This window comes from Micromonospora sp. NPDC049047 (assembly GCF_040649135.1).
In the GTDB taxonomy this organism is placed as follows: Bacteria; Actinomycetota; Actinomycetes; order Mycobacteriales; family Micromonosporaceae; genus Micromonospora.
The window spans coordinates 24,194-45,476 of sequence record NZ_JBEZEY010000019.1 but is presented as its reverse complement, the minus strand read 5'-3'; the positions used below and the strand labels follow the sequence as shown (position 1 = coordinate 45,476).

General features: G+C 71.8%; 18 protein-coding genes. 9 read left to right on the top strand and 9 right to left on the bottom strand.

The window, feature by feature from the left end; genetic code table 11:
- Positions 1 to 163: 163 nt before the first annotated feature.
- From AB0B86_RS25220 to AB0B86_RS25210, 3 genes are read right to left on the bottom strand one after another with little or no spacing between them, the layout of a single operon-like run.
- Positions 164 to 928: a succinate dehydrogenase/fumarate reductase iron-sulfur subunit gene (locus tag AB0B86_RS25220; RefSeq protein ID WP_124777088.1), complete on the bottom strand. Its 765-nt coding sequence runs from the start codon at positions 926 to 928 to the stop codon at positions 164 to 166.
- Positions 925 to 2,862 carry a fumarate reductase/succinate dehydrogenase flavoprotein subunit gene (locus AB0B86_RS25215; RefSeq protein ID WP_357419905.1) on the bottom strand — a complete coding sequence of 646 codons (1,938 nt, stop codon included), beginning with the start codon at positions 2,860 to 2,862 and terminating at the stop codon, positions 925 to 927. The genes AB0B86_RS25220 and AB0B86_RS25215 overlap by 4 nt, the downstream gene beginning before the upstream one ends.
- A gap of 1 nt (position 2,863) precedes the next feature.
- On the bottom strand, positions 2,864 to 3,547 hold the full coding sequence (locus AB0B86_RS25210) for a succinate dehydrogenase cytochrome b subunit (RefSeq protein ID WP_357412471.1): 684 nt from the start codon (positions 3,545 to 3,547) through the stop codon (positions 2,864 to 2,866).
- Positions 3,548 to 3,630: 83 nt separating this feature from the next.
- On the opposite strand from AB0B86_RS25210, the gene AB0B86_RS25205 reads away from it, so the two are divergent.
- Complete coding sequence (locus AB0B86_RS25205; RefSeq protein WP_357412469.1) at positions 3,631 to 4,563, top strand: LysR family transcriptional regulator; 933 nt, start codon at positions 3,631 to 3,633, stop codon at positions 4,561 to 4,563.
- A gap of 8 nt (positions 4,564 to 4,571) precedes the next feature.
- On the opposite strand, the gene hrpA is transcribed toward AB0B86_RS25205, so the two are convergent.
- Both hrpA and AB0B86_RS25195 read right to left on the bottom strand, forming a co-directional pair.
- Entirely contained in the window at positions 4,572 to 8,642 is a 4,071-nt protein-coding gene (hrpA, locus tag AB0B86_RS25200) for an ATP-dependent RNA helicase HrpA (protein WP_357419904.1), read from the bottom strand.
- Positions 8,643 to 8,686: 44 nt separating this feature from the next.
- Positions 8,687 to 9,991 carry an MFS transporter gene (locus AB0B86_RS25195; protein WP_357412464.1) on the bottom strand — a complete coding sequence of 435 codons (1,305 nt, stop codon included), beginning with the start codon at positions 9,989 to 9,991 and terminating at the stop codon, positions 8,687 to 8,689.
- Between the two features lie 60 nt (positions 9,992 to 10,051).
- Here AB0B86_RS25195 and AB0B86_RS25190 point away from each other — a divergent pair, with 60 nt between their 5' ends.
- Together AB0B86_RS25190 and AB0B86_RS25185 are read left to right on the top strand one after the other, a co-directional pair.
- Positions 10,052 to 10,642 carry a CGNR zinc finger domain-containing protein gene (locus AB0B86_RS25190; protein ID WP_357412462.1) on the top strand — a complete coding sequence of 197 codons (591 nt, stop codon included), beginning with the start codon at positions 10,052 to 10,054 and terminating at the stop codon, positions 10,640 to 10,642.
- A 2-nt stretch (positions 10,643 to 10,644) separates the two neighbouring features.
- A complete protein-coding gene (locus tag AB0B86_RS25185; protein WP_357412460.1) occupies positions 10,645 to 11,082 on the top strand; it encodes a cytidine deaminase in 438 nt (145 codons plus the stop codon).
- 14 nt (positions 11,083 to 11,096) lie between these two features.
- Here the strand turns inward: AB0B86_RS25185 and AB0B86_RS25180 are convergent, their stop codons facing one another.
- A complete protein-coding gene (locus tag AB0B86_RS25180) occupies positions 11,097 to 11,456 on the bottom strand; it encodes a YciI family protein (protein ID WP_357419903.1) in 360 nt (119 codons plus the stop codon).
- A 120-nt stretch (positions 11,457 to 11,576) separates the two neighbouring features.
- On the opposite strand from AB0B86_RS25180, the gene AB0B86_RS25175 reads away from it, so the two are divergent.
- The 5 genes from AB0B86_RS25175 to AB0B86_RS25155 all read left to right on the top strand — a co-directional run bounded on the left by AB0B86_RS25175 (position 11,577) and on the right by AB0B86_RS25155 (position 17,633).
- On the top strand, positions 11,577 to 13,559 hold the full coding sequence (locus AB0B86_RS25175) for a multicopper oxidase domain-containing protein (RefSeq protein WP_357419902.1): 1,983 nt from the start codon (positions 11,577 to 11,579) through the stop codon (positions 13,557 to 13,559).
- 61 nt (positions 13,560 to 13,620) lie between these two features.
- Positions 13,621 to 14,667 carry an iron ABC transporter permease gene (locus AB0B86_RS25170; RefSeq protein WP_357419901.1) on the top strand — a complete coding sequence of 349 codons (1,047 nt, stop codon included), beginning with the start codon at positions 13,621 to 13,623 and terminating at the stop codon, positions 14,665 to 14,667.
- Positions 14,664 to 15,815: an iron ABC transporter permease gene (locus tag AB0B86_RS25165; protein WP_357419900.1), complete on the top strand. Its 1,152-nt coding sequence runs from the start codon at positions 14,664 to 14,666 to the stop codon at positions 15,813 to 15,815. Before AB0B86_RS25170 ends, AB0B86_RS25165 begins: the two co-directional genes overlap by 4 nt.
- A 19-nt stretch (positions 15,816 to 15,834) precedes the next feature.
- Positions 15,835 to 16,686 carry an ABC transporter ATP-binding protein gene (locus AB0B86_RS25160; protein WP_357412450.1) on the top strand — a complete coding sequence of 284 codons (852 nt, stop codon included), beginning with the start codon at positions 15,835 to 15,837 and terminating at the stop codon, positions 16,684 to 16,686.
- The gene (locus tag AB0B86_RS25155) at positions 16,686 to 17,633 is read left to right on the top strand and encodes an iron-siderophore ABC transporter substrate-binding protein (protein ID WP_357412448.1); all 948 of its coding nucleotides are present in this window, start codon (positions 16,686 to 16,688) and stop codon (positions 17,631 to 17,633) included. The genes AB0B86_RS25160 and AB0B86_RS25155 overlap by 1 nt, the downstream gene beginning before the upstream one ends.
- Positions 17,634 to 17,896: 263 nt before the next feature.
- On the opposite strand, the gene AB0B86_RS25150 is transcribed toward AB0B86_RS25155, so the two are convergent.
- From AB0B86_RS25150 to AB0B86_RS25140, 3 genes are all read right to left on the bottom strand, one after another.
- Complete coding sequence (locus AB0B86_RS25150; RefSeq protein ID WP_357419899.1) at positions 17,897 to 18,805, bottom strand: hypothetical protein; 909 nt, start codon at positions 18,803 to 18,805, stop codon at positions 17,897 to 17,899.
- 235 nt (positions 18,806 to 19,040) lie between these two features.
- Positions 19,041 to 19,685 (bottom strand): hypothetical protein, encoded by a 645-nt coding sequence (locus tag AB0B86_RS25145; RefSeq protein WP_357413342.1) that lies wholly within the window; start codon positions 19,683 to 19,685, stop codon positions 19,041 to 19,043.
- A gap of 163 nt (positions 19,686 to 19,848) precedes the next feature.
- Positions 19,849 to 20,442, bottom strand: coding sequence for a TetR/AcrR family transcriptional regulator (locus AB0B86_RS25140; protein WP_357419898.1), 594 nt, complete (start codon positions 20,440 to 20,442; stop codon positions 19,849 to 19,851).
- A 111-nt stretch (positions 20,443 to 20,553) separates the two neighbouring features.
- Between AB0B86_RS25140 and AB0B86_RS25135 the strand changes: the two genes are divergently transcribed.
- Positions 20,554 to 21,273, top strand: coding sequence for an MBL fold metallo-hydrolase (locus AB0B86_RS25135; protein ID WP_357413338.1), 720 nt, complete (start codon positions 20,554 to 20,556; stop codon positions 21,271 to 21,273).
- The last annotated feature ends 10 nt before the right edge of the window (positions 21,274 to 21,283 follow it).

Below are 21,283 nucleotides of genomic sequence, written 5' to 3'. Positions count from 1 at the left end.
TCGACTCGGGTTCCTTGAAGTCGCGGTGTCCGAGGCGCTGTGACAGCCCGACTTCCTGAAATCCGAGTGGATCATCGGGCGGCTGCGTCGCGCCGCCTGACTCCGCACAGGGCGCAGGCCGCCGTACCCGAGAGGGCACGGCGGCCTGCCAGGTGCGGTGGCTTCAGGAACCGGGGGTGTTGTCGGCTCCCTTGGCGGTGGCGGCGAGGTAGTCGCGGTTGAGGCGGCCGATGGTGTTCAGCGGGATGCCCTTCGGGCAGGCCGGGGTGCATTCGCCGGCGTTGGTGCAGCCGCCGAAGCCGGCCTCGTCGTGCGCGTCGACCATGCCGATGACCCGGGTGTACCGCTCGGGCTGGCCCTGCGGCAGCAGCGAGAGCTGGGTGAGCTTGGCGGCGGTGAAGAGCATGCCGGAGCCGTTCGGGCAGGCCGCCACGCACGCGCCGCAGCCGATGCAGGCCGCCGACTCGAAGGCGGCGTCCGCGTTGGCCTTGGCGACCGGGGTGGAGTGCGCCTCGGGTGCACTGCCGGTCGGGGCGGTGATGTAGCCGCCCGCCGCGATGATCTTGTCGAAGGCGCTCCGGTTCACGACCAGGTCCTTGACGACCGGGAAGGCGCTGGCCCGCCACGGCTCAATGTCGATCGTCTCGCCGTCCTTGAACTGCCGCATGTGCAGCTGGCACGCGGTGGTGCCGCGCTGCGGCCCGTGCGCGTCACCGTTGATCATCAGGCCGCACATGCCGCAGATGCCCTCGCGGCAGTCGTGGTCGAAGGCGACCGGGTCCTCGCCGGCGAGGATGAGCCGCTCGTTGAGCACGTCGAGCATCTCCAGGAACGACATGTCCGGGGACACGTCGTCGACCGGGTAGGTCACCATCCGACCCTTGTCCTCAGGGCCCTTCTGGCGCCAGATGCGCAGGGTCAGGTTCACTTGTAGCTCCGCTGCGTCGGGTGGACGTATTCGAACTTCAGGTCTTCCTTGTGCAGCACCGAGGGCTCACCGGTCGCGGTGAACTCCCAGGCCGCCACGTACGCGAACCGGTCGTCGTCGCGCTGCGCCTCCCCGTCGGGGGTCTGGTGCTCGGCCCGGAAGTGGCCGCCGCAGGACTCCTCGCGGTGCAGGGCGTCGATGCACATCAGCTCGGCCAGCTCGAAGAAGTCGGCGACGCGGCCGGCCTTCTCCAGCGACTGGTTCAGTTCCTCGCCGGTGCCGGACACCTTGACCCGCTGCCAGAACGCCTCGCGCAGGTCGCGGATCTCGCCGATCGCCTTGCGCAGGCCGGCCTCGGAGCGCTCCATGCCGCAGTGCTCCCACATGATCTGGCCCAGCTCCCGGTGGAACGAGTCCACAGTCCGGTCGCCGTTGACGGCGAGCAGCCGCTGGACCCGGTTCTCCACGTCGGTGCGGGCCTCGACCGCCGCCGGGTGACTGGCGTCGACAGTGTCGAGGGGGCCGGAGGCCAGGTAGTTGGCGATGGTGGTGGGCAGCACGAAGTAGCCGTCGGCAAGGCCCTGCATCAGCGCCGAGGCGCCGAGCCGGTTGGCGCCGTGGTCGGAGAAGTTCGCCTCGCCGATCACGAACAGGCCGGGGATGTTCGACTGGAGGTCGTAGTCGACCCACAGGCCGCCCATCGTGTAATGCACGGCGGGGTAGATCCGCATCGGCACCTCGTACGGGTCCTCGCCGGTGATCCGCTCGTACATCTCGAAGAGGTTGCCGTACTTGGCCTCGATGGCCTTGCGGCCGAGCCGGTTGATCGCGTCGGCGAAGTCGAGGTAGACGCCGAGCTTGGTCGGTCCGACGCCCCGGCCCTCGTCGCAGACGTTCTTCGCGGCGCGGGAGGCGATGTCCCGGGGGACCAGGTTGCCGAAGGAGGGGTAGATCCGCTCCAGGTAGTAGTCCCGCTCGTCCTCGGGAATGTCCTTCGGGCTGCGCTCGTCGCCCTTGGCCTTCGGCACCCAGACCCGGCCGTCGTTGCGCAGCGACTCGCTCATCAGGGTCAGCTTCGACTGGTGGTCGCCGGAGACCGGGATGCAGGTCGGGTGGATCTGGGTGTAGCAGGGGTTGGCGAAGTACGCGCCCTTGCGGTGCGCCCGCCAGGTGGCGGTGACGTTGCAGCCCTTGGCGTTCGTGGAGAGGTAGAAGACGTTGCCGTAGCCGCCGGAGGCGAGCACCACGGCGTCGGCCATCTCGGTGCTGATCTCGCCGGTGACCAGGTCCCGCACGACGATGCCGCGGGCCTTGCCGTCGACGAGGACCAGTTCCAGCATCTCGTGGCGGGCGTTCATCTCCACGTTGCCCAGGCCGATCTGCCGCTCCAGGGCCTGGTACGCGCCGAGCAGCAGCTGCTGACCCGTCTGGCCCCGGGCGTAGAAGGTGCGCTGCACCTGGGCGCCACCGAAGGAGCGGGTGTCCAGCAGACCGCCGTACTCGCGGGCGAACGGCACACCCTGGGCGACGCACTGGTCGATGATGTTGACCGAGACCTCGGCCAGCCGGTGCACGTTCGACTCCCGGGAGCGGAAGTCGCCGCCCTTGACGGTGTCGTAGAAGAGCCGGTGTACGGAGTCGCCGTCGTTGCGGTAGTTCTTCGCCGCGTTGATGCCGCCCTGGGCCGCGATGGAGTGGGCCCGGCGCGGGCTGTCCTGGTAGCAGTAGGACTTCACGTGGTAGCCCTGCTCGGCCAGGGTGGCGGCGGCCGAGCCGCCGGCCAGGCCGGTGCCGACCACGATCACCGTCATCTTGCGGCGGTTGGCCGGGTTGACCAGCTTGGCCTCGAAGCGTCGGGTCTCCCAGCGCTTCTCGACCGGGCCGGCGGGAGCCCTGGTGTCGGCGATCGGGTCGCCCTCGGTGAAGAGTTCCATGTCAGGACACCAATCCGGTGAGTACGGCGAACGGGACCACCAGGTATCCGGCGCAGAGCAGCACGGCGAAGACCAGCGCCGCGACGCGCGCCCGGCGCTCGCCACGCGGTGTCTGCTGGCCGAGGCTGCGGAACGCGCTGAACGCGCCGTGGCGCAGGTGGAAGCCGACCGCGAGGATGGCGAGGGTGTAGAAGAGCGTGACGTACCAGCGCTCCGGCGCGAAGTCGGCGACGACGTTCCCGTACGGCTTGCTCTCGTTGCCGACCGGGTTCAGCGTGCCGGTGGTCAGGTCCAGCAGGTGGTAGATCACGAAGAGCAGGATGATCACGCCACCCCAGCGCATCGTGCGGGCGGCGTAGCTGCCGTTGACCTTCTTGCGGTGGGCGTACTTGACCGGGCGGGCCGCGCGGGCGCGCCGGGCCAGCACGGTGGCGGCCACGATGTGGGCGACGACGGCCACCGTGAGCACGGCGCGCAGGATCCACAGGAACCAGACACCGGGCAGCAGTGGCTTGCCGATGTCGCGCAGCCAGTGCGCGTAGTGGTCGAACGAGGTTTCCCCCGTGAACACCTTCAGGTTCCCGAGCATGTGCGCGATCAGGAAGAGCACCAGGAGGATGCCCGTCACCGCCATGACGGCCTTGAGGCCGACGTTCGAGCGGATGGGCGACCGAGTTTTCGTCATTACCACGAGACCGACGCTAGGAGCACTTCGATCAGTCGTCCAATGCATCAAACGAGCAGCGTTGATAGCCGTAGGCTATGTAGATGCAGCTCCATCAGCTCCGGTACTTCGTTGCGGTGGCCGAAGTACGACATTTCACCCAAGCCGCCGACATCGTCGGCATTACTCAGCCTTCTCTCAGTAAGCAAATTCACGCCCTGGAGGCCGACCTCGGGGCCCCGTTGTTCGAGCGGGTAAGGGGCAACATCGCGCTCACCGCCGCGGGTGAGGTGCTGCTGCCGTTGGCCACCCGGATCCTCGCCGACGTGGAGACCGCGACCCGGGAGGTGCAGGAGCTGGTCGGGCTGCGCCGGGGCCGGGTCCGACTCGGCGCCACCCCCAGCCTGGCCACCTCGCTCGCACCGCCGGTGCTGCGCCGGTTCCGCGACGCGCACCCCACCATCGACCTGCGCGTCGAGGAGGGCGGCTCCCAGGACCTGGTCCGCGACCTGCTCCGCGGCGACCTCGACCTGGCGCTGATCATCATGCCGGCCCAGGGCGCCGACCCCGGGCTACGGGTCGACCCGATCCTGCGGGAGAGCCTGGTGGTGGCCTCGGTGGGGGAGGTGCCGACCGCCTCGGTGACCGGCGAACTGCACATCACCGACCTGCGCGACCAGCCGATGGTGATGTTCCGGGAGGGCTACGACCTGCGCGACGCCACCATCCAGGCATGCCGCGAGGCGGGCTTCGAACCGAGCTTCGCGGTGGACGGCGGCGAGATGGACGCGGTGCTCAGCTTCGTCGAGGCGGGGCTCGGCATCGCGCTCGTGCCCGGCATCGTGCTGGCCCGCCGACCGGGCGTGCGGATCACCCCGCTCGCCCCGCCCGGGGTGCGGCGGACCATCGCGGTGGCCCGCCGCCGTGACATCGTGCCCACCCACGCCGGACGGGAACTGCGGCGCATCCTGCTGGACTACATCCAGTCGGCCATCGACCGGGGCGAGCTGCCGCCGGGCGTGGAGCCGCTGACCTGAGCGGGCGGTCAGCGACCCTCCGCGTCGTCCATCGCGCGGTAGATCCGCTGTTCGGAGACGGGGTACGGGGTGCCGAGCGCCTGCGCGAACACGTTCACCCGCAACTCCTCGATCATCCAGCGGATCTGCCGGACGGCTGTCTCCTGCCGACGGGCCGGCGGCAGGTTGGCCAGCATGTCCTGGTACTCCTTCTGCACCACCGCGACGCGGTCCTGCTGCTGGCGGTCCCGCTGCGGATTGCCGCCGAGGCGGTCCAGTCGGCGCTCGATGGCGGTGAGATAGCGCAGCAGGTCGGGCAGGCGGGCGTACCCGGTCTCGGTGATGAAACCCGCGTGCACCAGCCCGGCGAGCTGCTTGCGGATGTCGGCGAGCGCGGCCACCACGGCGAGGTTGCGGGTGGCACCGAGGCGCTGCTCGACGGTGTACGCGGCGGCGAGGACCTTGCGGACCCGGTCCATCACCTCGACCACTGTGTCGACCAGGTCGGCGCGGACCTTCTCGCGTAGCGCCGCGAACCCCTCGGCGTCCCAGGCCGGCCCACCGGCGTCGCCGATCAGCCGGTCGATGGCCGCGCCCGCCGCGTCCTCGATCAGCTGCTGTACGCCGCCGTGCGGGTTGCGACTGAGCGCCAGCTTCGCCTCGTTGCTCAGCCGGCCCTGCAGGAACCGGGCCGGGGACGGCACGGTGAGGCGCAACAGGCGGCGGGTGCCGGCCCAGTGGGCCGCCTCCGCCTCGGCGGGGGAGTCGAACACCTTCACCCCGACCGTGGCGCCCTCGTCGACAAGCGCCGGGTACGCGGTCACCGCGTAGCCGGCGCGGACCTGCTCGATGGTCCGGGGCAGCGTGCCGATGCTCCACTCGCGCAGCCCGGTCCGCGCGACCTCCGGCGCGGCGGCCGCCACCACCTGGCGTACCTCCTGGCGGAGTTGACGTTGCAGGGCCGGCAGGTTCTTGCCCTCGGCGACCGGCTTGTCGTCGTCGCCCAGAATGCGGAACGTCACCCGCAGGTGGGCTGGCAACTTGTCCGGTTCCCAGGCGTCGCGGGGCACTGTCACCCCGGTCATCCGGCGCAGTTCACGGGTGAGCGCGTCCAGCAACGACGTCTCGCCGGGGGTGATCGTCGCGAGGGCGGCGCGGGCGTAGTCCGGCACCGGCACGAAGTTGCGGCGGATCGCCTTGGGCAGCGAGCGGATCAGCGCGATGACCGTCTCCTCGCGCAGGCCCGGCACCTGCCAGTCGAAGCTCTCCGCCGGCACCTGGTTGAGCAGGGGCAGCGGGATGTCGACTGTGACGCCGTCGTCCGGCGTGCCCGGCTCGAACCGGTAGGTGAGTGGCAGGCGCACACCGTCGGCCTGCCACTCGTCCGGGTAGTCCTCCTCGTCCACCCCTTGTCGACCGTCGTTGACAAGCAGGTCGCGGGTGAAGGTGAGCAGGTCGGGCTGCTCCCGGCGGGTCTTCTTCCACCAGCTGTCGAAGTGCCGGCCGGACGACACGTCGGCGGGGATCCGCTTGTCGTAGAAACCGAAGATGGTCTCGTCGTCGACAAGGATGTCGCGGCGTCGCGCCCGGCTCTCCAACTCCTCGATCTCGCCGAGCAGCCGTTTGTTGTCCGCCCAGAACTGGTGATGGGTCTGCCAGTCGCCCTCGACGAGGGCGTGCCTGATGAACAACTCCCGGCTCAACGCCGGGTCGATCCGACCGAAGTTGACAGTGCGAGAGGTGACGAGCGGAACGCCGTACAGGGTGACCTTCTCGTAGGCCATCACCGCGGCCTGCTTCTTCTCCCAGTGCGGTTCGCTGTAGCTGCGCTTGACCAGGTGTTGCGCCAGCGGTTCGACCCACTCCGGCTCGACCCGGCCGGCGATGCGGGCCCAGAGTCGCGAGGTCTCCACCAACTCGGCGGCCATCACCCAGCGCGGCGGCTTCTTGAACAGTGCCGACCCGGGGAAGACGGCGAACTTCGCTCCCCGCGCCCCCAGGTACTCGTGTTTCTGGGCGTCCTTCAGGCCGATGTGCGACAGCAGGCCGGGCAGCAGCGACTGGTGCACCTTCGGGGTGTCGATCTCCTCCGGCAGGTCCGCACCACCCCGGCGGCCCGCACCCCGGCCGGGGTCCGCGCCGTCGGCGGTGTCGCGCGCCGGCCGCCCACCACGCCGGTCGCCATCCCCAGGGGTACGCAGCACCTGGCGCAGTTGGCTGACGATGTCCTGCCACTCGCGGATCCGCAGGTAGTTCAGGTACTCCGCCTTGCACATCCGGCGGAACGCGCTCGAGGACAGCTCGCGCTGCTGCTCGCGCAGGTAGCGCCACAGGTTGAGGTAGGCGACGAAGTCGGACTCCTTGTCGGCGAACCGGGCGTGCGCCTGGTCGGCCTGGGCCTGCTTCTCCGCCGGCCGCTCCCGCGGGTCCTGGATGGAGAGCGCGGCGGCGATCACCAGCACCTCGGTGGCGCAGCCGTTGCGTTCGCCCTCGACCACCATCCGGGCCAGCCGGGGGTCGACAGGCAACTGGGCCAGCCGCCGGCCCAGCGCGGTGAGCCGCTTGGCCGGGTCGGCCTCGGTCGGGTCCAACGCGCCCAACTCGTGCAGGAGGTTGACGCCGTCGGTGATGTTGCGCTTGTCCGGTGGGTCGATGAACGGGAACGCGGCCAGGTCGCCGAGCCCGATCGCGGTCATCTGGAGGATCACCGAGGCCAGGTTGGTCCGCAGGATCTCCGGGTCGGTGAACTCGGGCCGGGACAGGAAGTCCTGCTCGTCGTAGAGGCGGATGCAGATGCCGTCCGAGGTACGCCCACAGCGGCCCTTGCGCTGGTTGGCCGACGCCTGGGAGACCGGCTCGATCGGCAGCCGCTGCACCTTGAGCCGGCTGGAGTAGCGGGAGATGCGGGCGGTGCCCGGGTCCACCACGTACTTGATGCCGGGCACTGTCAGCGAGGTCTCCGCCACGTTGGTGGCGAGCACCACCCGCCGCGAGCTGTGCGCGGCGAAGACGCGGTGCTGCTCGGCGCTGGACAGCCGTGCGTACAGCGGCAGGATCTCGGTGCCGAGCAGCGAGCGCTTGGTCTGCACCAGCTTGCTTAGCGCGTCGGCGGTGTCGCGGATCTCCCGCTCGCCGCTGAGGAAGACCAGGATGTCGCCGGGGCCCTCGGCGGCCAGCTCCTCGACGGCGTCGCCGATCGCCTGGATCTGGTCGCGGACGTTCTCCTCGTCGCCGTCGCCGTCCTCCTCGCCCTCGGCGACCTCCAGCAACGGCCGGTAGCGCACCTCCACCGGGTAGGTGCGGCCGGAGACCTCGACCACCGGCGCCGGCACCCCGTCCGGCTCGTCGGAGGTGGGGGGCCCGGCGAAGTGCCGGGCGAACCGGTCGGTCTCGATCGTCGCCGAGGTGATGATCACCTTGAGGTCGGGTCGGCGGGGCAGCAGCTCCCGCAGGTACCCGAGGATGAAGTCGATGTTGAGGCTGCGCTCGTGCGCCTCATCGATGATCAACGTGTCGTACTGGCGCAGCATCCGGTCGGTCTGCAACTCGGCGAGCAGGATGCCGTCGGTCATCAGCTTCACCAGGCTGCGCTCGCTCACCTGATCGGTGAAGCGCACCTTGTAGCCGACCACGTCGCCCAACTCGGTGCCCAGCTCGTCGGCGATCCGGTCGGCCACCGTCCGGGCGGCCAACCGCCGGGGCTGGGTGTGCCCGATCAGGCCGTTGATGCCCCGCCCCAACTCCAGACAGATCTTGGGGATCTGGGTGGTCTTGCCGGAGCCGGTCTCGCCCGCCACGATCACCACCTGGTGATCGCGGATGGCGGCGGCCAGGTCGTCCTTGCGCTCACTTACCGGCAACCCTGCCGGGTACGTGATCACCGGCACCGCCGCTCGGCGGGTGGCGAGTCGCTGTTCGGCCTGGACCACGTCGGCGGTGATCTCGGCCAGCGCAGCCTCGCGCCGCTGCGGGTCGCGCAGCTTGCGGGCGCCGTCGAGGCGCCGCTGGAGCCGGCGCTGGTCGCGGAACATCAGAGGGGTCAGGCGGCGGTGCAGCTCGCGAACGGGATCGGTCGCGGCGGAGGCGGTTGGATTCTGCATGTCGTGCCCAAGGATAGGCAGCCCGGCGGCGTACCGCCCCTGGGTTACCGCCGCAGGCCTGCCGGAGGGCCGTCCGCCGAGGCCCGAGCCGCAGGCGCGACCCCGGCCGTCCCGGGTCGCGCCTGCTGCGGGGTGCGCAGTCCGCGGATCCGTCGGGTCAGCATGGGTACGGCCGAGACGACGAACCCGGCGGCGCCGACCGCGACAGCTGTCCGGCTGCCCACCGTCTGGCCCAGCACCCCGCCGAGGGCGCTGCCCAGCGGGAGTGCCCCGTAGATCAACACCCGGTAACCCCCGTTGCTGCGGGCCAGGTTGCCCTGGGGGATGACCACCTGGCGCAGGGTCACCGAGAGGACGTTCGCCACTCCGAGGCCGATCCCGGCGGTGAACTGCACGCAGGCGAGCCCGGCGGCGAGCGCTCCGCCGGAGCCGGGCAGCGCCGCGATGAGCAGGGGTGTGCCCGTGGACAACATCAGGGCCGCGGCGAACGCCCGGCCGTAGCCGAGCCGGTCCGCCAACCGGGTCGAGGCGAGGGTGCCGACGAGCGCGCCGGCCCCGCCGGCGCTGAGCGCCAACCCGAACAGGCCGGGGCCGAGTCCTCGGTCGGTGACCATGAGGACGACCAGGTTGACTGTGACGACCTGCGACGCGGCGTTGTAGATCGTGGCGTGCGTGGTGAGCGCCCGCAGCCACGGATTCGCGGCGATGGCCCGGAGCCCGTCGAGGATGCCTGAGCTGTCCTCGCGCGGCGGCTCGGGTTCGGCACGACGGGCGCCTGCCACACCGATCGCGCTGGCCAGGTAGCTCACCGCGTCCAGGGCGACGGCCAGCGGTGGCCCGGCGAGCTGGGTGAGGCCACCGGCGAGACCCGGCCCGGCCACCTGGGCGGCGGTGGTGGAGCCCTGCGTGGCCCGGTTGGCGTCGGCGAGGTCCGGGTCGTCCACAAGCGACGGCACGTACGCGAAGCTGCCGATCTCGAACACCACGCTGGCCGCGCCGACGACGAGGGCGACCGCCACCAGCAGCGGCACCGAGAGGAGTCCTGCGAAGTGGGCCACCGGCACCACGGCCAGCGTGGCGGCCCGTACCAGGTCGGCGGCGATCATCACCGGTCGCCGACGACGGCGCTCCAGCCAGTGCCCGACCAGCAGCGGCAGCAGCAGGTTCGGCAGGTACGACGCGGTCGCGATCACGGCGACCCCGCTGGCGCCCGCGTCGAGGGTCAACGACGCCAACAGGGGCAGTGCCACGGCGGTCACCTGCGAACCGACCACCGACGCGGTGTGGCCGGCCCAGAACCGGCGGAAGTCCCGGTTGCGGCGGAGCACATTAGCGGTGGGCGTAACCATATGCCGGCCTCCTTGTGGTAACGGTTACCGGTGATGCTGCCACAGCGGTAATGTCTGCGCATGCGACAGCCCGGCGACCGCGTGCCTGCCCCGGGGCCGCTCGCTCTCGTGCAGGACCTCGCCAACACCGTCGACATCGAGGCGGGACGCGACACGCTGGTCGGCGTCGACGACCTGGTCGCCTTCTGCGCGGCGCACGACCTGCCGGCACCAACCCGGACCGGGGACGAACTGGCCGCGGTACGCCGCCTCCGCGAGGCCCTGCGGGACGTCTGTCAGGCCCACGCCGGGGTGGACGTGCCGCCGGCCACCCGCACGACGCTCGCCGAGCTGTTCCGGGACGCGCCGCTGACCGTCGAGATCGACGCGCACGGCCGGGCCCGGCCGGTGCCCCCGCCCGGCCTCACCGGGGCAGCCGCGCTGACCGCCGAGGTGGGTCGCGTGGTGCTCGTCGCCGAAGCCGACGGCACCTGGCCACGCCTGAAGGCCTGCGCCGCCCACGAGTGCCGCTGGGTCTACTACGACCACAGTCCGGCCGGGCGCAGCCGCTGGTGCACGATGAGCATCTGCGGGAGCCGGGCCAAGATGCGGGCGTACCGCGACCGCTCCCGGCCCGACGAGGGTCGGGCGACGACGAGCCACCGGGAATGACGATGACGATGCGCGACACCGACCGGGCCCTGGTGCAGGCGGCCACGGCGGTCGCCAAGCTCCGCTGCCGCAACGCCCGGCACACCAGGGCCGCTGCCGCGCGGACCGCCGACGGCCGGGTCTTCAGCGGCGTGAACGTGCACCACGTCACCGGCGGTGCCTGCGCCGAGGTGGTGACCGTGGGCGCCGCTGCCACCCAGGGCGTCACCGAGCTGGAGACGCTGGTGCTGGTGGGGGATCGGGGGCGCGAGATCCTGGCGCCCTGCGAGCGTTGCCAACAAATGCTCAGGGACAGCTTTCCGGCGCTGCGCCTGATCGTGGGGCCGGTCGACGGCCCACGGGTGTTGTCCGTCGCCGACCTGCCACCGGGGCCTTCTGTCGGCACGGCGGCCGCGGTCGACGCTTCGCTGCCGGCGCCGCGGCCCGCCCCCGAGGGCTGAGTCGGACCGCGGGCTCAGTCGCCGGCGGCCGCCTCCAGCATCGAACGGGGCATCGGCACGCCCTCGAACCGCACGTTGCCCTCCGGGACCAGCCAGCTCGTCACCCGCGCGTCCAAGCGTCCGGCCCGCACGGCCGGGTCGTTGGCGAACAGGGCACGCGCCTCGTCCGGGGCGATGGAGAGCACGACGAAACCCCGTAGCAGCCCGTCGTCGGGGTGCAGGAACGGCCCGGTCGCGAGCACCAGCCCCTGCTCGACGAGCCCGGCCTGATGGGCCAGGTGCGCGTCGTGTAACCGGTCGATCGCGTCCTGCGGCAGCTCCGGCGGGTCCGCCGCTCGGACCAGCAGGACGGCCGTGTGCTGGTCGTATCGCATGTCCACACCCTAGGTGCGGTATGTCCCTCTTATGGGTCTGATCCGCCGTCTGCACCTCTTCGCGCGCTCCGTGAAACTCATTCTTCTTCTATCGGGATCGGGAGCAACTGGAGGTACGGCATGGTCACCAGACGACGGTTGCTCGCGGCCGGGGCCGCCGGCAGCGCGGCGGCACTGGGTCCGGTGGGCTGGGCGGCGTCCGGCCGGGCGGCCGCCGCGGTGGCGCCGCTGGACGCCGGGGACATCCCGAAGTACGTCACACGGCTGCGGATCCCACCGGCCATGCCGACGGTGGCGACAGGCCCGGAGCGCGACACGTACGAGATCGCGGTACGACAGTTCCGCCAACAGATCCTGCCGCCGTCGTGGCCGCGCACCACAGTGTGGGGATACGGCTCCACCACCCATCCCGACAGCTTCGGCTACCCCGCACCCACCATCGTGGCGCGGGTCGGCCGCCCGGTCCGGGTGACCTGGGTCAACCAGCTCGTCGACGGGCGGGGCGAGCACCTGCCGCACCTGCTGCCGGTGGACCCGACCCTGCACTGGGCCAACCCGGCCGGTGGCACCGAGGGCCGCGACCGGCACGGCCGTTGGGACGGCAGCCGACAGGGGTATCGCGGGCCGGTGCCGCAGGTGGTGCATCTGCACGGCGCGCACAGCGGGCAGGAGAGCGACGGGCACGCCGAGGCGTGGTACCTACCGGTGACCCGCGACCTGCCACCCGGCTTCGCCGTGGCGGGCAGCGCGTACCGCGAGTTCCGGTCCCGCTTCGCCGACCACTCCGGCCTGCGTTGGGCACCGGGCTCGGCCACCTTCGAGTACGCGAACGACCAGCGGCCCTGCACCCTCTGGTACCACGACCACACGCTCGGGCTCACCCGCGAGAACGTCTACGCCGGACCGGCCGGGTTCTACCTGCTCGGCGGCGGCGGGGACGACCTGCCGGACGGGGTGCTACCCGGCCCGACACCCGGCCGCGAAGACGGGCCGAACAGCGCACCCCACGACATCCCGCTGATGATCCAGGACCGCAGCTTCACCGCCGACGGCGAACTGCGCTACCCGCGGCGGTACTCCGGCGGCGACGACGGGCCGCCGACCTGGATACCCGGGTTCTCCGCCGCCACCATGGTGGTCAACGGCCGTACCTGGCCCACCCTGACCGTGCGGCGCCGCCGTTACCGGTTCCGGTTGCTCAACGGCTGCAACAGCCGGTTCCTGCTGCTCAGTGTGGTCGCCAACGCCACCGCGCGGCCGGCCCGCCCGGTGCTCCCGGTCTGGCAGATCGGCAGCGACGGTGGCTTCCTGCCCGAGCCGGTGCCGCACGAGCGCGTGGGGCTCGGCCCCGCCCAGCGGGTCGACGCGATAGTCGACTTCACCGACGTACCGGCGGGCACCGAGCTGTACCTCGTCAACGAGGGACCCGACGGGATGTACGGCGGTGGCCGACCGGGAGTGGACTTCGCGCCGGCCGATCCGCGGACCACCGGGCAGGTGCTGCGCTTCGTGGTCACCGACGCGACCGAGGCCGACCCGAGCGTGCCACCGGAGCAGCTGCGGCTGCCGTCGCAGCCGCGGCTCGGAACGGCCCAGCGGGTACGCCGCCTGTCGCTCAACGAGCGGATGTCCGGCGGTTCGATGATCATGCTGCTCGGTGTCCTCGACGAGCGGGGCCGGGGTCTGCCGCTGCGCTGGAGCGACCCGGTGACCGAGCAACCCACCCTCGGCGACACCGAGGAGTGGGAGGTGCGCAACTTCACCCGGCACGTGCACCCGATCCACCTGCACCAGGTCCAGTTCGAGCTGCTCGGGCGCGGGCACTCGGGCCGGCTGCGGCCGGACCCGGGGGAGCGCGGCCGGATGGACACGGTGCTCGCGTACCCCGGGGAGGTGACCCGGATCAGGGCGCGCTTCGACCTGCCCGGTCGCTACGCCTGGCACTGTCACCTGTTGGAGCACGAGGACAACGAGATGATGCGACCGCTGAACGTGCTGCCGCGCGGGGGCGCGGCGACCGGGGACGGCGGTTCGCTGGGCGGGTCAGTCCCACCGCTGGGCGGGCCGGAGGTGCCCCCGACGGCATCGACCGACGCCGGTTAGGTCACTTTCCGCAGGTCGGCTAAGGTTAGGCGAACCTAAGCCCGATCGTGCAGGGAGATTCGTGACCGCGCTCGCCAGCCGGCCGACCCAGGCCAGTAGCCGGTCCGGCACCCGCACCCGCCGGCGGTTGGCCGTCACCGTCGGGGCCGCCCTGGTGTTGCTGTTGGCAGTGCTTGCCAGCCTCGCGCTCGGCAGCCGGCACCTCGGCGTCGACCAGGTCTGGCACGCCCTCGTCGCACCGGACGGTGGCGAGGCCAGCACCATCGTGCGCGAGCTGCGGATGCCCCGTACCGCGCTCGGCCTCGCCGTCGGTCTGGCCCTCGCCGTGGCCGGTGTGTTGTTCCAGGCGCTCACCCGGAACCCCCTCGCCGAGCCGCGCATCCTCGGCATCAGCGCGGGCGCGTCGTTCGGTGTGGTGCTCGCCATCTCCGTCTTCGGGGTCGGCACGCTCGCCGGTTATGTCTGGTTCGGCATCGTCGGCGCGCTGATCGCCGGGCTGCTGGTCTTCGCCATCGCCACCCGGGCCCGCGAGGGCGCCAGCCCGGTCACCCTCGCGCTTGTCGGCGCGGCACTCGACGCCAGCCTGGCCTCCGGGGTGTACGCGCTGCTCAGCATCGACGCCCGCACCTTCGAGGAGTACCGGTTCTGGGTGGTCGGCGGGCTGGCCGGACGCGACCTGACGGTCACCGCACAGGTGCTGCCGTTCGTCGTCGCCGGTCTGCTGCTCGCCGCCCTGGTGGCCCGAGGCCTGGACGCGTTGGCGCTCGGCGACGACGTGGCCCGTGGCCTCGGCCACCGCATCGGTCTGGTCCGACTCGGCGGCGGCCTCGCCGCGGTCCTGCTGACCGGCGCGGCGGTGGCGGCGGCCGGACCTGTCGCCTTCGTCGGGTTGGCCGTGCCGCACCTGGCGCGGGCCCTGGTCGGCGCGGACCACCGCTGGACCCTCGCCGTCTCCGCCCTGCTCGGCCCGGCGCTGCTGCTCGGCGCCGACGTCGTCGGCCGGTTGGTCGCCCCGCCCGGTGAGATACCGGCCGGGATCGTCACCGCGCTGATCGGAGCGCCGCTGCTGGCCGTCCTGGTCCGCCGCGCCCGGGTGGTGACCGCGTGACCACCACCCGCCCCTCCGACAAGGCCGGTCGGTCCGACGCGGCTGGCCAGCCCCGTCTGGCTGGCCCGGCTGGTACGTCGGTCGCCGCGACCGCCGCCCCACCCCGTGCTGGTGGTGCCCGGCTCGCCAGCCGGTCGCTGCTGCGGGTCGGCCCGGTCAGCCTGCTGATCCGCCGCCGCGCGGTGCTGGTGGCCGCCGTGCTGACCGTGCTGCTGCTGTCGGCCGTCGTGCTGAGCCTCTCGCTGGGCACCCCGTACGTCGCCCCGGCCGACGTCCTGCGCGCACTCTCCGGCGCCGGCACCCCGTACGACCTGGTTGTCCTGGACCTTCGACTGCCACGGGTGGTGCTGGCGGCGGTGGCCGGCGCGGCGTTCGGCGTGGCCGGCACTCTGATCCAGAGCGTGGCCCGCAACCCGCTCGCCAGCCCGGACGTCATCGGCATCACCCAGGGCGCCGGCCTCGCCGCCACCGTGGCCCTGACCAGCGGAATGGCCGCCGTGCTGGTGGCGCCCACCGCGCTGGTGGGTGGGCTGCTCGCGGCGGTGCTGCTGTTCGCCCTCGGCGCCCGGCACGGGCTGGCCGCACAGCGGTTCGTGCTCGCCGGGGTGGCTGTCGCGTTCGGCTTCCGGGCGCTGACCGAGGTGGTCATGCTCACCGCCGACCCGATCGACGGGCTGCGCGCGCAGATCTGGCTGATCGGCACCCTCGCCGGCAAGGGCTGGACCGAGGCCGCCTGGATCGCCGGCACCCTGCTGGTGCTGCTGCCGGTGCTGGCCTGGGCCGGCTGGGCACTGAACAGCACCGCACTCGACGACGACACCGCACGGGGCGTCGGGCTGCGCCCGGTGGCCCGCCGGATCGGCCTCGCCGGCACCGGCGTGCTCGTCGCCGCGATGGTCACCGCCCAGGTCGGCGCCGTCGACTTCGTGGCGCTTGTCGCCCCGCAGGTGGCCCGACGGCTGGTCCGCGCCGAACGGCCGCCACTGGTCTGCGCCGCCCTGCTCGGCGCGCTCCTGCTGGTGCTTGCCGACCTGGCCGGCCGGCGGCTGTTCGCACCCACCCAACTGCCCGCCGGGGTGCTGACCGCCGCGATCGGTGGCCCGTACCTGATCTTCCTGCTGCTGCGTGGACGGCGGCGGTCGTCGTGACCCCTCAAGGAGTCGTGTGATGCTCTCCACCCGCGACCTGGTCGCCGGCTACGACGACCGGACCGTGCTCGACGGGCTCGACCTGGACCTGCCGACCGACGCGTTCACCGTGATCGTCGGCCCCAACGCGTGCGGCAAGTCCACACTGCTGCGCACGATGGCCCGGCTGCTCACCCCCCGCCGAGGCACTGTGCTGCTGGACGGCACCGCGATCCGCGACCTGCCGACCCGGGAGGTCGCCCGCCGCCTCGGCGTCCTGCCGCAGAGCCCGCTGGTACCCGAGGGCGTCACAGTGGCGGACCTGGTCGGACGCGGCCGGCAGCCCTACCAACGCTGGTGGCGGCAATGGTCGACGGAGGACGGCACGGCGGTGGACCAGGCGATGGCCCTCGCCGACGTGACCGACCTGGCCGACCGGCCCGTGGACAGCCTCTCCGGCGGTCAGCGGCAACGGGTGTGGATCGCCATGACCCTCGCCCAGGACACCGACGCCCTGCTGCTGGACGAGCCGACCACCTTCCTCGACCTGGCCCACCAGGTGGAGGTGCTGGACCTGCTGCACCGGCTGCGCTCCGAGCGGGGCCGCACCGTGGTCGCCGTGCTGCACGACCTGAACCAGGCCGCCCGCTACGCCGACCACCTGGTCGCGATGCGCGCCGGCACCGTGGTGGCCGCCGGACCGCCCCGGGAGATCCTCACCGCCGACCTGGTCCGCGACGTCTTCGGGCTGGCCTGCGTGGTCGTGCCCTGCCCGGTGACCGGCGCACCGCTTGTGGTGCCCGCGTACACCGGCGGCAACTCCGCCAGCCCGGTCACCCCCGCCGCCGAAGCGATCCCGCTCGCCGGCTCGTACCCCTCGAAAGGAATCTGATGCGTCGTCTCGTCGCCGCTCTCGCCGCGGCCGCCGCCCTCGGCGTCGGACTCACCGCCTGCGGTGAGAGCGACCCGGTCGCCGGCACCACCACCGGGGAGACCCGGGAGATCACCCACGCCATGGGCACCACAAAGGTCCCGGCGGAGCCCAAGCGGGTGGTCGTGCTCGACACCGACAAGATCGACACGGCGCTCTCGTTGGGCATCACACCCGTCGGCGCCGCCACCGCCGGTGAGGCCAAGAGCTGGCCTACCTACTTCGGCGCGGACAAGCTCGCCGGCATCAAGGAGGTAGGCGTCCTCACCGAGCCCGACCTGGAGGCGATCAACGCACTGAAGCCGGACCTCATCCTCGGCAGCAAGTTCCGCCAGGAGAAGTTCTACGACGAACTGGCCGCCATCGCGCCTACCGTGTTCACCGACAAGGTGGGCATCACCTGGAAGGAGAACCTCCTCCTCGACGGCAAGGCGCTCGGCCGCGAGCAGCAGGCAAAGGACCTGCTCGGCGCGTACGAGAAGCGGGCCAAGGACTTCGGTGCCACCCTCGGCGACCCCGCCGCGCGCAAGGTGTCGATCGTGCGGTTCATCCCGGGCAACATCCGGGTGTACGGCCCCGACTCGTTCTCCGGCATCGTCATCGGCGACACCGGCCTGGGCCGCCCCGAGCGGCAGTTGCTCGCCAACAAGGAGGACAAGCGCTTCGACCTGGTCAGCCCCGAGCGGATCAACGAGGTCGACGGTGACGTCATCTTCGTTACCGCGTACGGCGACAAGGCCGCCGCCGAGCAGACCAAGGTGGCCGGCGGAACCCTCTGGAAGGGCCTCAACGCCGTCAAGGCCGGCAAGGCGTACCCCGTCTCCGACGAGGTCTGGATGACCGGCATCGGTGTCGGCGCCGCCAACAAGATCCTCGACGACCTGGCCAAGTACTTCCCCGCCACCTGACGACCCCGGCTACACGTCCGCGCTCGCACCCGTGTCCGCGCTCGCACCCGTGTCCGCGCTCGCGCCCGTGTCCGCGCTCGCGCCCGTGTCCGCGCTCGCGCCCGTGTCCGCGCTCGCACCCGCGTCCGCGCCGCGCCGCGCCGCGCATGATCGTGCTCGATCCAGGATGTAGTGGCCTCCTCGTGTAGGGAGGCCACTACATCCACCTTCGAGCGCGATCAGCGTGATCAGCGCGATCAGCGTGATCAGCGTGATCAGCGTGATCAGCGGGACCGCGTGGAGCGGGCGCGTGCTCGTAGGGCGGCCCGGACCTCGGCGAGGAAGCCGTCGAAGTCGTCCCGGAGGCGCTTGGCAGTCACGTGCAGCACGATCCACTCGTCGCCGAGCAGTCGGTTGAGCCGGCGGCGGTCCCGATGGAAATGCTCGGGATCGTCGTGCCAGAGCCCGTTGTACTCCACCGCCACCTTCAACTCCGGCCAGGCCAGGTCGAGCCGGGCCACGAACCGCCCCTGGTCGGCGACGACCCACTGGGTCTGTGGGCGGGGCAGGCCAGCAAGGACCAGCCCGATCCGGGTGCGTGACTCCTGGGGTGACTCCGCCCCGGCATCGGCCAGGTCAACCGCGCGCAGCAGGCTCCGCCAGCCGCGTCGACCGGCCCGATCCAGTGCGTACGCGCGCAGGGCTGGCACGTCGGTGAGCCGCCTCGCCAGCATGGCGTCGAGGACGACCACCGCCTCGACCACGTCGAGCCACAGGGCGAGATCCCAGCAGGTACGCGCGGGACTGGTCACCCGGACCCCGGCCCGCTCGACCGTGTCGCCGGGCTCGACCTCCCCGCGGTGGATCCGGAGACCCGTGGTCGGCCCGATCCGGGCTGCTCGGGGAACCAACACGTCCACCGGATCGGTCGCCGGGGGTGCCGGGCAGCCGTACACCGCTGCCGCGGAGCGGCCGGCGACTGCCGCTTCTGGTGGGATCAGCAACCGCCCGACGGCGGTGCACCTGACCCGGTGCGTGACCTCAAGTGTGGCGTCGGCGTAGATGTCCCGGAACAGTGGCCGCCAGGCGGAGCTGCGCAGGTCGTTCCGGCTCAGCAGACCCTGCGAGACGGCGGTCGAGCCGCGGAAGACCCGGCCGCGCAACTGCGGCGGGCGTCGAGGAGCTTTCGGCATGCGCTCCAGGCTGACCGATCAGCTCCGCGTCACGCTGTCCCTGTGGATAACCATCGATCCTGCCCCGGTGACCGGGCGCAGCGCTATCCCCATGATCGCGCTCGAACAGGGATGGAGTGGCCTCCGGCGAAACGGAGGCCACTCCATCCTGGATCGAGCGTGATCTTGCAAAATGCGCGGCCGGACAGCTGGGACGGGTGGGACGGTGGGACGGGTGGGACGGGTGAGGGTGAGGTTAGGCGGCGGTGGACCAGATGGCGCGGAAGGCGGCAGCTTCGCCGGCCAGCCACCGTTCGATCTGCTCGGGCTTGGCGTCGGTGGGCATGCGGTGGGCCTGGCCACGGCGGACATCCACCAGCACCGGCTCGGCGTGCGGGAGCACCGCGTCCATGTGTCGGGCCATCAGGTGCAGGGTGGCCAGCACCGATTCCTCGCTCGGTGGGGTCTCGTCGAAGTGCAGACGGATCGCTTCGGCGCGGCCGTCGGCGTGGCGTACCCCGAAATGGGGGTTGATCTTGACGGGCAGGTCGCCCAGCATGGCCAGGGCGTCGCGGGTCTGGGCGAGGTCGATGGCGGCGGGCTCACCGAGGGAGTGCAGCCAGGCCGTGGCGCCGGGAACGAGCGCCTGGTAGAGCGGGCGCCAGCGGGGCTTGACCACGTCGACCACCCCGGTCAGGTGGGTGCCGCCGGTGTGGAAGGCGATGTCGGCCTTGAGCGCCTTGACGAACTGGCCGTGCGGGTTGAAGCCGGAGCGGCTGGCTCGCTGCTTGCGCAGCCCACCCACGAAGGTCGCCTTGGTGGGCCCGGTGCGGTCGACGTAGCGGGTGAAGCCGAGCAGGGTGGCGTAGGGGGTGAGGGGCATGGAGGCGGGCGCGGTCACGGGCGTCCTCCCAGGTCAGGAACTCGATTAGTACATACATTCTAATCGACACCTGTGACATCTCCCAGTGAATCTGGGCGCCGAAACGGCGCCGGCCGGGCCGGCGTGCTGCCCGGTGTTCGGCGCGACGCCGTCCGGGCCTGCGGGCGCCACCGGCCGCCGTTCACCGGCCGCCGGTTCGGCCGAGCCGACCGGGGGTGGCGGCCGTCAGGGCGGCGGTCAGCCGGGCGATGCCGAACTCGAAGGTCTCGTCGAGGTCGCCGCCGAGGTTGAAGGCGCCGGCGAGTTCCATGCTGACGAAGCCGTTGACCCAGGCGGTGATCATGCGGGCGCCGGGCAGGGCGTGCTCGGGACCGGCGAGGTCGGCGGCGACGCGCAGGGCGGGGGCGCTGGCCAGGGTGAGGGTGTCGAGGCTGGGCCGGGACTCCTCGGGGCCGCTGGCGAAGATCAGGTGGTAGCCGGCCGGGTGTGCGTGGGCGAACGCGCGGAAGGCGTGGGCCAGCTCGCGCAGGTCGCGGCCCGGGTCGCCGCTGCCGGCCACGGCGTCGAGTTGTTCGCCCATCTCGCGGACCGTGGCTTCGGCGACGAGCCGGATCAGGGCGTCGCGGTTGCGGACCCGCTTGTACAGCGAGGGTGCGCGTACGCCGACCCGCTCGGCGACCGCCTGCATGGTCAGCCCGGGGAGTCCCTGCGACTCCAGGATGTGGCGGGCGGCCGTGACGATGTCGGCGAGCGAGGTGCGATCGGGGGTCGGCATGCGGTGCTCCTTCGCGGGTAGTGAGGACCGACACCATGATAGCTATGGACCTTAGGCATGATGGCTATGTATCGTAGCTATCAGATCGCCGCATCATCTTCGGGAGGCATCATGAAGCTCGGGCCACATCTGCACCGCATCGGCAACGACATCGTCGCCGCCTACCTGGTCGAGACCGAGGAGGGCGTGACAGTCGTGGACGCCGGCCTCGCCGGTCACCTGTCCGAGCTGGTCGCCGAGCTGTCCCGGATGGGTCGTTCGCTCGCCGACGTCCGGGGTCTGATTCTCACCCACGGCGACACCGACCACATCGGCTTCGCCGAACGGCTGCGGCGTGAGCACGGCGTGCCGGTCTACGTGCACGAAGCGGACGCCGCCCGCGCCCGCGGCGAGGTCAAGTCGAAGGCGCCCTTCGGCCCGTTCAAGGTGGGCGCCACTGCAGGTTTCCTCTGGTACGCGAGCCGCAAGGGCGGGCTGCGCACCACGTACCTCAGCGAGGTGCGCACCGTGCGCGACGGTGAGGTGCTCGACCTGCCGGGGGAGCCGCGCGTGATCGGCATGCCCGGCCACTCGCCGGGCAGCATCGCCGTGCACGTGCCGATCGCCGACGCCGTGTTCGTCGGCGACGCGCTGACCACCCGACACGTGCTGACCGGCCGGCAGGGTCCGCAGCCCGCGCCGTTCACCGACGACCCGGCGCAGGCGCTCGCCTCGCTCGCCCGCATCGAGGACCTGGGGGCGACGTGGATCCTGCCCGGTCACGGCACGCCGTGGAACGGTGGCGCGGCCGAGGCGGTACGCCGGATCAAGGCAGCCGCCCAGGACCGTTAGTCCATGTGAC